The 12,837-nt window shown below is 38.6% G+C and carries 9 protein-coding genes; all 9 read right to left on the minus strand.

Features of this window, described 5'->3' with window-relative positions; all coding sequences use genetic code 11:
- Nucleotides 1–123: 123 nt before the first annotated feature.
- Nucleotides 124–1,005 carry a transglutaminase family protein gene (locus EHQ47_RS07955; protein WP_135776935.1) on the minus strand — a complete coding sequence of 294 codons (882 nt, stop codon included), beginning with the start codon at nt 1,003–1,005 and terminating at the stop codon, nt 124–126.
- Nucleotides 998–3,532 carry a circularly permuted type 2 ATP-grasp protein gene (locus tag EHQ47_RS07960; protein ID WP_135776936.1) on the minus strand — a complete coding sequence of 845 codons (2,535 nt, stop codon included), beginning with the start codon at nt 3,530–3,532 and terminating at the stop codon, nt 998–1,000. The genes EHQ47_RS07955 and EHQ47_RS07960 overlap by 8 nt, the downstream gene beginning before the upstream one ends.
- Complete coding sequence (locus EHQ47_RS07965) at nt 3,533–6,790, minus strand: transglutaminase family protein (protein WP_135776937.1); 3,258 nt, start codon at nt 6,788–6,790, stop codon at nt 3,533–3,535.
- A 2-nt stretch (nt 6,791–6,792) separates the two neighbouring features.
- Nucleotides 6,793–7,761, minus strand: a complete 969-nt coding sequence (locus EHQ47_RS07970; RefSeq protein ID WP_135746891.1) for an alpha-E domain-containing protein — start codon at nt 7,759–7,761, stop codon at nt 6,793–6,795.
- A gap of 10 nt (nt 7,762–7,771) precedes the next feature.
- Complete coding sequence (locus EHQ47_RS07975; protein WP_135746892.1) at nt 7,772–9,196, minus strand: circularly permuted type 2 ATP-grasp protein; 1,425 nt, start codon at nt 9,194–9,196, stop codon at nt 7,772–7,774.
- A 178-nt stretch (nt 9,197–9,374) separates the two neighbouring features.
- Nucleotides 9,375–10,124, minus strand: coding sequence for an SDR family NAD(P)-dependent oxidoreductase (locus tag EHQ47_RS07980; protein WP_135746893.1), 750 nt, complete (start codon nt 10,122–10,124; stop codon nt 9,375–9,377).
- Nucleotides 10,125–10,145: 21 nt separating this feature from the next.
- Nucleotides 10,146–10,712, minus strand: coding sequence for a YqgE/AlgH family protein (locus EHQ47_RS07985; RefSeq protein ID WP_135746894.1), 567 nt, complete (start codon nt 10,710–10,712; stop codon nt 10,146–10,148).
- Entirely contained in the window at nt 10,712–11,674 is a 963-nt protein-coding gene (locus EHQ47_RS07990) for a Gfo/Idh/MocA family protein (RefSeq protein ID WP_135695592.1), read from the minus strand. The genes EHQ47_RS07985 and EHQ47_RS07990 overlap by 1 nt, the downstream gene beginning before the upstream one ends.
- A 24-nt stretch (nt 11,675–11,698) precedes the next feature.
- Nucleotides 11,699–12,826 carry a molecular chaperone DnaJ gene (gene dnaJ, locus EHQ47_RS07995; RefSeq protein WP_135746895.1) on the minus strand — a complete coding sequence of 376 codons (1,128 nt, stop codon included), beginning with the start codon at nt 12,824–12,826 and terminating at the stop codon, nt 11,699–11,701.
- Between the last annotated feature and the right edge of the window lie 11 nt (nt 12,827–12,837).

Below are 12,837 nucleotides of genomic sequence, written 5' to 3' on the forward strand. Positions count from 1 at the left end.
TTTGGTATCCCCGCCCTGACTAGGGTGGGGAACTAGACCCGCCACCCAATGCGTTCCTTCTATCACATCTTATCAAGTAACCCAAGCGGAATCCCGACTTCCCGAAAAAAACTCCCAGAAAGTTCATATTTGTTCGCGAATTACGTCCACTTCGACTTTTAGTTTATGTTTTCCACCACCAAACAAAATCCCCTTCAACGGTGAAACGTCTGCATAATCTCTTCCAATGGCTGTAATGATATATTCTTCAGTAATCATTTTTCCATTCGTTGGGTCAAAATCCATCCAACCAAACAAAGGACAATAGACAGAAACCCAAGCATGAGTGGCATCGCTACCTTGTAATTTTTCAGTTCCTGGAGGAGGTAATGTTTCCAAATACCCACTCACATAACGAGTTGGAATCTTTAATGACCGTAAGGCGGCAATCATTAGATGTGAAAAGTCCTGACAAACACCTTTTCTTTCGTTTAAAACTTGGTCAATGGGAGTGTTGATACTCGTTGCTTTTGGATCGTATTGAAAAGTTTGGTAGATATATGTGGTCATCTCCAATGCTGCTGCAAACACTGGTTTTCCATCAGTAAAAAACATTCGCGCAAATTCTGAATAAGATTCTTTTGCTGCAATGAACGAAGAAGGTTGAATGTATTCGATCGATAAAATATCTGCATCTAAAGTTGATTCATGAATGAGCGAATAAATATTTTCCCAAGGAGTGGATTTGTATAAATCAATTACTAAGGTTTGATGCGTACGCACTGTTGACTCAACAACTACCTCTAAAAAACGATGAGGATCTTCTACCGAAAATAAAAACACTTGGTTTCCAAAATAATCCCTACGAAAAGAAGAAACCACAGGTTTTGGATTCACAGTCACATGGGTCCGAAAACAATCCTGGTGTGGGGATGTCAACGGATACATATGTGCCATATTATGACAATACGCAACAGTATCATCATAACTGTATTTGGTTTTATGAATTACCTTAAAATCAGCCATTTCCATCACCGATTCGAGTTTGTTCTTCGGTATAATTAAAGTACCTTGATGCCAAAGCATCAGATAAATTTTTCAAATCGTTATGAAGTTCTTCTAACCAAATCGAAACAGATTCCAAAGGATTTTCCAATTCAAAGAAAATGGAGATATCTTTCATTTTAAAGTGAGTATACAATTGTAATGCGGCACGATCTTCCGAATACACAACCTTGTCATTTTTTCCAGGTAAAAATTTAATATCGGAATTGATTTGTTCCAACTGATATGCGAATGACCTTGGATTTGTAGTATCAAATAATAGAATATCTAACACGGATTCTTGATCAATTTTTCCACTATACCGTCTATTGTATGTTAAACGAATATCATTAATTCTTAAAAAAGTTTCAAATGAGGCTTTGTCTCTAAAACTATCCCAACGAATCATACCTTGTAACATCAAAATCATATTGATTGATCTTTCAATTCGGCGACCAAGGTTTAGGAAATACCAACCGGCTTCCCGACTCATATTTTCAAAAGATAAACCAGTGAGAGAGGACAAGTTAACGACAATTTTTTGTAAAAAATCTATGATTTGATCATAAGATTCAATTTGATGGTTTGACTGATCTTCAAGATGCAAAAGAATCTTTTTCATATCATCAGAAAGGCGATCCCGAACAGACTTCGAAGCCATCACCAAACTACGTAAATGAAATGCTAAACTTCCCACAACCCCACGATCAGATGTCAATCTTTGCAATTCAGAAAAGGGATTTAAAAATAACTCACTTGCATCATCACCTAAAAATCCGGGATAACTATTCGTGACATGAGTTACGAGTTTTAATGAATTTTCTAAAGATTCTCTTTCGTAACCGTCTTCTACTTGTAAAATTTTAAATACAGCTTCACGTATAACTCTAGTTTGGTTTTCTGATCTTTCCAAATATCTTGCCAACCAAAATAGATTGTCAGCTACACGGCTAGGCACTCCGGAACTTTTTCTGGAAATCATCACCTGGTCAGATTTTGCTACAAGTAAGGACTCTTCTTTTTGTGTTTCCGTTGCTAACACCCAAAGATCTTTACTCCAAGCTCCTCTTTGGCTTGTAATGAAAAAATCATCCAAAGAAGGGGAAACTCTTACTAATCCGCCTGCCATCGTTTGGTAACCAGATCCAGACGAAGAAACAAATGTTCTCATGATGGCTCTTCCTGGCCGAAATCCATTTTCACCTAATACAGGTACGGTGGCCGATGCAATCATTTCTTGGGCAATAAAGCGATTGGGAGAAAGTTTTAGTTTTTGTAAAAAAGAATCCTTCCTATCTCCACTCAATTCAATAAAGGTAACTGGTTTTTCCTCATCTGTTCGAGATACGGTTTTAAAAACATATTTCTCTGGATTTTGTAATACCAATTGAAAATGTTCCTTTGTTCCCATCCAATACGTGGGGGCCATAGGAAGGATTAAATCTTCCCCTAAATAAAAACGGCATAGGTCAGAATAAAACGGCAATAGTGCACGATTTTCTAAAAATCCAGTTCCAATGGGATTGGCAATTTTAACATGTCCCGAACGAACCGATTCTAAAAGTCCAGGAACTCCTAAAAGAGAATCTCCCCTAAGTTCTAATGGATCCATAAAGTCATCATCAACGCGGCGCAAAATCAAATCGATTTGTTGTAAACCTTCCACGGTTTTCATATACACTTTATTTTTTCTAACCGTTAGATCTTCACCTTGTACAAGAGTGTAACCCAAATATCCAGCAAGATAAGCATGTTCAAAATAGGTTTCATTTGAAGGTCCAGGAGTTAAAAGGACAATCACAGGTTCACGACCACTAACACCCGCAAGCTGAGTTAATGATTTACGAAGGGAACGAAAATAAACCGCAACCCTATGAACCATTGCATCACGATACATACTGGGAAAAATTCGAGATAAAACAATTCGGTTTTCAAGGGAATAACCAGAACCCGAAGGAGCTTGTACCCGATCATTTAAAACATAAAAATTTCCATCGGCAGCACGAATCAAATCACAAACAAAAAATAATAAAGCAGGATTTTTAGTTAGGAAATGATTGGAATCATACATTCCATCACAAGCTCGTAAAAACGAAGATTCATTTAAAAGTATTTCTGGAGGAATTTTTTTCTCGTATAACAGGCGTCTTTTGGAATAAACATCTCTCACAAGGGCATCAAGTAAATCAGCGCGTTGGTTTAACCCTCTTTCTAAAACTCGCCACTCCTCACTTTCCATAACCAAAGGAAACAAATCCAAATCCCAGGGTCTTTCTTTTGCTTCTGGTGAGTCTGATTGGTATAAATTGTATGTGACACCATTCTCTCTAAGAATACGATCCGTATCACGTCTACGATTGACAAGTTCAGCGGGCCCAAGTTCTTGAAACGATTTGACTAAGAACTTATATTTGTTTCGGATCTGACCTTCTGCATCATAGAGTTCGTCATAAACTCCAGGAATCGTTTTATAATTTCCAATTAAATGATAAGGATCTTGTGTCATCATCTACTTGAATGTTACCATCCTAAGATCCAACGTTGATGGGAAGGCTTTATTTTCCAATCGAATGGGTGGAAGGCTTTTTCCAATTTTATGTCCATGCGTCCAAAAACGTGAGATCCTTCTTGATTCTGCTTCATATCCATTGATAGGGATAGTTTGGTAAGACAAACCTCCAGGATGAGAAACATGATAAGTACATCCACCAAGTGCTCTATGATTCCATGTATCATAAACATCGAATACCAAAGATTGTTGAGCAGGTAAGTGAGGATGTAAAGTAAAAACAGGAGTCCATGCTTTGAATCGTACGCCAGCGACATATTCATTATGAACGGATGTTGCTTGTAGCGGAACTTCGTACCCGTTACAACTCAACCGATATCTATCTGGCTGAAATCCTTTTACTTTTACTTGAACTCGTTCTGTTGCTGAATCAACACCACGTGAAGTTCCTTGCGCAGTATTCTCTTCGCCAAGAACATTCCAAGGTTCCAAGGCCATACGCAATTCAATTTCCATTCCATCCAAATAACAAATTCCATATTGTGGAAATCGAAATTCAAAAAATGGATCAAAGTCCTTTGATAAAAAACCGAATCCATTATTTTGTAAATCTAGAATCACTTCTTTAAAGTCACGATAAACAAAGTAAGGCAACATAAATCTGTCATGCAAATCCGTATTCCAATTGATTGGATTTCCATAATAAGGTTCTTCCCAAAACCGACAGATGATTGCCATCATAAATGCTTGTTGAATCACACTCATCTGGTAATGAGGAGGCATTTCAAAAGCGCGCATTTCAATCAGTCCCAATCGTCCGGTTGGTGATCCAGGATCAAATAGTTTATCAATAGAAATTTCTGTTCGATGTGTATTGCCAGTGATATCGATTAAAATATTTCTCAATACTCGATCTAACATCCAAGGAGGAGTATGCCGATTGGAATCAATTTGTTGGAATGCAATTTTTAATTCATGTAATGAATCATTTCTTGCTTCATCAATTCGGGGTGATTGAGAAGTAGGACCAATGAACATTCCAGAGAACAAATACGAAAGACCAGGATGATTTTGCCAATATGCCACCAAACTTCGTAAAAGCGAAGGTTTTCTTAAGAAAGGACTATCTCCAACAGAGGCACCACCCAAAGTAATATGATTTCCTCCACCTGTTCCAGAGTGTCGACCATCCATTAAAAATTTTTCAGCAGTCAATCGAAGTTGTTGCGCTTCCTCATAAAGGATTTTTGTTTTTTCTACAATCTCTCCAAAAGAAGAAGATGGATGGAAATTAACTTCAATGACTCCCGGATCTGGTGTGATTTTAAAACGATTTAACCTTGGATCCTGAGGAGCTTCATACCCTTCCAATACAATCGGAAGGTCTGTTCCTAGAGCCGTTTGTTCAATCGCATAAATCAAACGTAACCAACCTTCTAGTGATTTGATTGGTGGTAAAAATACTCTTATATTTCCATTTCTAGGCTCTACACAAAGAGCAGTGCGTGTTCTCTCTTCAGCTATCGTATAACTTGCAGTTGTTGTAAAGAATGGTGACTGGCCTAGTTCTTTTGCTTTTGGAAGATTTGGTTTCGGAGCTGCAGGGTCTTCAGGAAGAGAATATGTTTGTTTTCCACCTAACGAATGCAAAGGTAACCTTAATCCAATAGGTGAATCTCCAGGAATTAGATACATTTTCCCACGTCGAAAAATCCATTCATCCGATTTCCAAGACTGATTTAATACATCATAATCTAATGGCAGAGTATATCCCACTTCACGATGTAACCCCGAATCAACTACTTTCAGGATTCTTTTTCGTTCCATTTCATCGTAAGTATTTAAATCATCTAATATAGATTCAGTTTCCGCAGGTAAATTTGCTTCCTGCCAAAGATAGTATAGATTATCTTCGTAAGCAGTGTGAATGGATGTGGTCGGAACACGTAGATATTCACCCAGTACACTAATGAATCTTCTTGCATCTTCAGTTGTTGCCGAACCCGTATAACGATCATCGGCGAGAAGATATGGATGGCTCCAAATAGGTTCTCCATCTTTTCTCCAATAAGAAATCATCGCCCAACGCGGAAGTGGTTCTCCCGGATACCATTTCCCTTGGCCATATTGCAGAAGTCCACCTGGCGCAAAATGTTTTCCCAGTCGTTTGATGAGTTGTTCTGATTTAGAATATTTTTCAAAACCTAAAGCATCAAAACTCCATTCTGGTGCTTCTCTATTTTCCGTGGAAACAAAGGTTGGTTCTCCACCAATCGTAAGCCTTATATCATTTTTACGAATTCGTTTGTCAATGGAATCACCTAACCGAATGATGCGATTCCAATCTTCCTCTTGGTAAGGTAAAGTGACTCTTGGAGTTTCTAAAACTCTTTCCACACCCATATGAAAAGTAAATTCAACTTTGGATTTTTCAGCAAAACCTTGGATTGGACCCGCAGACTCAGGCTCTGGTGTTGCCGCCAAAGGGATATGGCCTTCTCCCGTAAAAAGACCGGAAGTGGGATCAAGACCAACCCATCCAGCACCAGGAATATAAACTTCTGCCCACGCATGCAAGTCTGTAAAATCTGATTCAGCTCCAGAGGGACCATCTAAAGATTTTACATCAGCTTTTAATTGGATCAAATAACCGGAAACAAATCTAGCAGCAAGGCCCATATTTCTAAGAATTTGAACAAGCAAATAAGCAGAATCTCGACATGATCCCATTCTTGAAGAAAGAGTTAACTCTGGAGTTTGGATTCCTGGCTCCATTCGGATCACATAACCAACGTCAGAGTAAATTTTTGCATTCAATGCTACCAAAAACTCAACGGTTCTTTTCTGCGTTATATCTATTGTTTTTAAGTATGGGGCAAGTAACTTCCCGGGTTTTTTAACTTTTAAGTAAGGAGCGAGTTCCTTTTTTAAAACTTTATCGTATGTAAAAGGAAAGTTCTCTGCATACTCTTCTACAAAAAAATCAAAAGGATTGATTACTTTTAAATCAGTAACTAAATCAACTGCTACCTGTAAAATATTGGTTTTTTCTGGAAACACCAACCTTGCCAAATAGTTTCCAAATGGATCTTGTTGCCAGTTGAGAAATTTTTGTTCCGGTAAAATATTTAAAGAATAAGAAACAATATGATTTTTAGTGTGCGGTGCTGGTCTCAGCCTGATCACATGAGGTGATAATTTTATCGACTTATCATATTGATAGGTTGTGATATGGGAAAGTGCAACTCGTATACTCATAGTTAGTTTGTAAAAAATCGTTCCACAATTTTGGAACCTATATGATTCAGTTCTATCTGAATATCATCTAGGTATTCATGTAGACCTTTATCAAAAATGGATTTGATATTTTCAGATCGCAAACGATTCAAATATACAGTAGTGGCGTCCTGTGCTAAGTTCCTTGGTAAACCTTCCTTAATGCCAGATATTTTTTCCAATGCCTCTTGCATCTCTTGGATACAAAAGAAAATGGACCTGGGAAAGGTTTCATTCAAAATCAAAAACTCAGCAATATCAGTTGGATCCACACGTTTGTATTTTTGATTGTACATCTCATGAGCAGATGCTGATTTTAGAAGAGACAACCATTGTAATAAATCTAATGTTGAACCTACATCATGAACGGAAGGAAGTAGAATAAAATACTTCATATCTAAAATTCTTGTGGTTTTGTCTGCTCGTTCTAAAAATCTTCCAAGCAAAGAAAAATTCCAAACTTCATCATGAGAGATCGTCGCATCAGAACATCCATAAAAACTTTGGCAACTTTTCCGAACTGTACTGAGGAACTCAGAAAGTCCCATTGATAATGTATCCCCATGCGCTTCTGCATTTTCCAAATACACTTTACGATAATCTTTTACGAAAAGATAAAACTCATTTAACACTTCCCACATAGAAGTAGAAATGTTTTCACGAATGGTTCGGGCATTCTCTCTGGCCCTTGATAGACATTGAAAAATTGAGTTTGGATTCTCTTCATCAAAAGTCATAAACCTTATGACGTTGACCGGACTTGGACTAGAGTATCTTTTCTCAAACAACTCAATGTCACCAGTGGTATGAACAAGAGGTAACCATTGGTTAGGAACCTCTTCATTCAAATCCAAAGACAACTGGTGATTGACGTCAATAAACCTTGAGTAGTTTTCTGCCCTCTCAATGTAGCGATTCATCCAAAAAACTGATTCTGCAACTCGGCTTAACATAAAAACACCTTTATCCTAGAACCCAGGTGTCTTTTGAACCGCCTCCCTGGGATGAATTGACTACTAATGATCCTTTACGAAGTGCCACGCGAGTGAGTCCACCAGGCATTACATATATATCTTTACCGTACAAAATAAACGGTCTTAAATCAACGTGTCGAGATTCAATTTTATCCGCAATGAGAGTAGGAACCGTAGATAAATTTAAAACTGGTTGAGCAATATAATTTCTTGGATCGGCTTTGACCAATTCCTTAAAATCTTCTTGTTCTTGTTTGCTTGCTTTAGGGCCAATGATCATTCCATAACCACCGGCACCGTTGGCTGCTTTTACCACCAAATTATGAATGTTATCCAAAACAAATTTTAAGTCGGCTTCTTCAGAACAAAGGTAAGTAGGAACATTAGGAATGATCGGATCTTCGCCTAAGTAGTATTTAATGATCTTGGGAACGTAAGAATAAATTACTTTATCATCCGCAACACCCGTTCCTGGAGCATTGGCAAGAGCTACATTGCCTCTTTTGAATGCTTCAAAAATCCCTTTTACACCAAGTAAAGAATCTGGTCTAAAACTTGACTGGTCCATAAAGGTATCATCGATCCTTCGGTAAATCACATCTACCTTACGAAGGCCTTTGGTTGTTTTCATATAAACTTTATGATTTTCAACGATAAGATCGGATCCTTCTACAAGATACACACCCATCTTTTGTGCCAGAAAACTATGCTCATAATATGCTGAATTAAAAACTCCAGGAGTCCAAACGGCAATCACCGGATCAACAACATCCGTTAGATTTTCTAACATGGATCTTAGGTGATAAGGATAATCGTATACCTGGCGGATGTTTAATTTTTCAAAAAGTTCAGGAAAGGTTCGTTTCATTACTTCACGATTTTCCAAAACATAAGAAACACCAGATGGACAACGTAGATTATCTTCTAACACATGGAAAGCGCCTGCGCCATCCCGAACCAAATCTGTTCCGGTAATATGAATCCAAATATCTTTGGGTGGTTTGATTCCAATACATTGTTTAAGGTATCCGGAACTAGACTCAATCAGATCCCTCGGAATGATTTTATCTTTTAGAATTTTACCTTCACCATAAATATCAGTTAAAAATAAATTGAGAGCTTGGATTCTTTGTTTCAGTCCTTTTTCTAAACTAATCCATTCTTCACTTGGAACAATACGAGGAATCACATCAAATGGCATAATTCGTTCTTGTTCTCCACCATCACCATACAGAGTAAAGGTGATCCCAAGCGACATGAGTGCTCTCTCTGCCGAACTACTACGTTTTACAAGTTCGATCCCACCCAAACTTTCCATTTTTGTTTTTACAAAATCGTAACTTTTGCGCGGATAACCCTCGCTGGAAAACATCTCATCGTATATATTTTTGGCACTATAGTCGGCAATAAACATGGGGGTACCCTCTGCTTACTTAGTTAGCAATATTTGTACCAAATGGAAGAAATGACCCGAAAGGATGGATTGCGTCACCATCCGACATAAGACTGTTAAACGAATGGGTTTCTATGTTCAAAAACTAAGCACGGGGAAGGAATCGAAAGAGAGATTGTATATTAAGAGTACGAAATGACTAATTTTCGGAGGATGGTAACAAATCAGCTTGGGAAATTTTTTTCTTTTTCTCCTGTTTTAATCGAAATGCATAGGCTAAGGTTCGGAAAAAACGTAAAAAAGGTAATAAATTTAATAAAAACCGATTTCCCCATTGGTAAAAATGTTCGTACCGACGTTTTTTAGGCCGAAGGATCGATTGCAAAACCCGATTTGCCAGTCGGTTTCCTTTTGAAAGTTTCGGTTCCATCGCAATGACCCGTGAAAATCGAAACTCTCTACCGATCTGTCCTCGGAAGGAATCCCAAAAATAATCCAAGGCAGCTTTGGAAGATCCATAAAGTCCAAATCCTGGTGTGGGAACTTTTGTTAAATCAGAACTAACAACGATGATATGGAGTCCTACAGAAATTAAGTTAGTTAATCGTTGTATGGTGTGAATGGGTGCTAAAGTGTTTGCATTGAATAAAATTTTTAATCTGTTCCAATCTTCTTTTTCATCTTCCGCATAAGTGATTTGTTCTGAGTTTAAAATGAAAACATCAATTTTATCTAAGGTTTCAATTGCAGATTCAATCAAACGTTCCATTTGTTCGGGTTTGGATGGATCAATTTTATACTTTTGAAGATTCGGATGGTTTGGAATTTCTTCCGGATTTGAATCACCAACGACAACGAGTGCACCTTCCGCTAGCAGTAGCGGCAACAGTTCCTTTCCTAAAGGAGAGGAACCAGAAGAAAGCACTATCTTTTTGGATGAAAGTCTCATATGAGTGATTCTATGTTTGAATCAATTGAGGGATGGATCTTTTGTATGGTCAACAAAGTATTTGTAGATTCCACCTTTGCTACGAAGGGCTTCTCGCCAAACAACTTCAGAATCGTCTTCACTAAAAACGATTGATTCATCTACTAAATCCGACACAACCCAAGACAATCTTTCAAATTCGCTTTCTAATTGGCCAGAAGACCAACCCGCATATCCTTGCAAAACACGAAATTGAATTTGATCAGAAGAAAGAACTTCAATCATTGTATCAAAACTTCTAGCCATATAAATGCCTGGCACAATTTCCACACCAGGGTCTTCCGTTTGTTTCCCATTATGCAGGATCGAAACGAACATATTGTCCACTGGTCCACCAGAAAACACTTGTTTGTTGGAATAAGCGGTTTCTGGAAGATTTTTGATTAATGATTCCATCGTTTGGTCGGTGGGTTTATTTAAAACCAGACCAAATGCCCCGTCATCATCATGGTCCACCATGAGGACAACGGATTTGTGAAAAAAATCCTGAATCACACTGGAATTGGAAATGAGTAACTTCCCGCGAGTTGAATCAGGATGGTCTGTCATTATTTTTTTCCGTGAATTTCTTCCAGGATTTTATATGCCACTTCTAATGTTTTAATATCAGAATCACCCTTCACCATAGGTTCGGATTCTCCTTTGATACATTTTACAAAGTGTTCATGTTCCTGTTTGAGTGGATTGTCTTTGTGAACAAAGATTTTTTCCACAATGGATTCTTGTCTGTATTTGATTTCTCCAGTTCCTAGTTGAGTGGTTGAACTTGCTTGTCTATGTAATTCAATTTCTTGGTTGGTAAAATCTAAAAATACATAAGAATCTTTTTGAGAAATATTAAGAGTTCTGATTTTTGCTTGGGAGGCACGAGATGCGTTAAGGGAAGCAACACATCCGTTGGCAAAAGTTAAAACCACACTTGCCACATCTTCATGATTGGAAACAATAGAAGATCCTACTGCTTTGACTTTCGTTACTTCTGATTTAACCAAGTTTAGAACGATGTCGATATCATGGATCATCATATCCAAAACTACACCCACGTCCGTGATGCGACTATTGTAAGGAGCAATCCTTCTGGATTCAATGAGGAGTGGATGTTCGGCAATTTTCCCGAGCTCCAATACCGCTCCATTGAATCTTTCAACGTGACCCACTTGCAAAATCAAATTGTTTTGTTTTGCTAAAGCCACAAGTTCTTTTGCTTCTTCCACAGTTTGTGAAATTGGTTTTTCTACCAAAACATGTTTCTTTTCAGTTAGCGCCTGTTTTGCGATCTTGTGATGAAGGAAAGTTGGTGCTGCGATGACGATGGCATCCGTTTCCTTTAACAATTCTTCCACAGTTGGAAACGCTTTTGTTTTGTGTTTCTCAGCAATTTGAGTGGCGCGTTCCAAGTTGGCATCAAATATTCCAATGAGTTCAGCATCAGAAAGCTGTTTGGCAACGTTTACGTGGTATTGGCCCATATGACCAGTACCGATGACTCCGAGTCGGACTTTTTTATCCATAGATGCTCTCAATCCTCCAAAAGTTCAGCGGAAAAACAACTTAGATTTTCCGCCACTGCCGACCTTTTCGCCGGACTCACGGGCAAATTCTTCCATCAGTTCTCTCTGTTTTTTAGAAAGTTTCTTAGGAATTTCTACTTTAATGATTACGTGTTGGTCCCCTTTTCCATAAGAACCAAGGTAAGGGATTCCATGTCCTTTCAATCGGAAGATTTGTCCACTCTCTGTTCCTTCTGGAATTTTTAAGTTGATGGTCTTTCCATCAATAGAGGGAACTTCGATCTCACCACCAAGACAAGCCATAGACAATGAAATCGTTTTTTGAACAATTAAATCATTCCCTTGGCGTTCAAAGGTTGGGTGTTTTTTGATATGTGTGACTACATACAAATCCCCACTTGGTCCACCATTCGGGCCAGACTCTCCTTCCCCAGAAACTTTGAGTCTGCTACCGGATTCAACACCGGCAGGAATTTTAATATGAATTGTTCGTCTTTTCTCTGTTAGGCCCTCGCCCTTACAAGTTTTACAAGGATTAGAAATGACCTTTCCTTTTCCTTTACAACGAGGGCAAGTGGTTGTGACACTAAAGAATCCTTGTGTCCTTCGCACTTGGCCTGTTCCCGAACAATCAGGACAAACTGTAGGCGAAGATCCTTTTGCTGCTCCCGATCCAGAACAATCCACACAGGTTTCGAGTCTTGGAATTTCTATTTTATATTCTTTTCCAAGAGCGGCATCTTCTAAACTAACTTCTAAATTATAACGGAGATCCGATCCCCTTTGAGGACCGGACCTTCTTCCACCACCGCGGCTACCGCCAGCACCTCCGCCTCCGAAAAATTCACTGAAGATATCACCGAAGTCGCCAAAGATATCAGAGAAGTCTGTATAAGCCCCTGCTCCATATCCTCCACCAGCTCCTGCATTGACTCCTGCTTTGCCGTACTGATCGTAGGCTGCACGTTTTTGTGCGTCACGTAACACTTCATAGGCTTCTGTCGCCTCTTTGAATTTTTCTTCCGCTTCTTTATCACCCTTATTTTTGTCAGGGTGATATTTAATGGCTAACTTACGATAGGCGCTCTTGATCTCATCATCAGAGGCACCTTTCGAAACGCCTAATACTTCGTAGTAACCACGGTCGCTCATAGTTTTACTTC

The sequence above is a fragment of the Leptospira bourretii genome, from assembly GCF_004770145.1.
GTDB classification, from domain to species: Bacteria; Spirochaetota; Leptospiria; order Leptospirales; family Leptospiraceae; genus Leptospira_A; species Leptospira_A bourretii.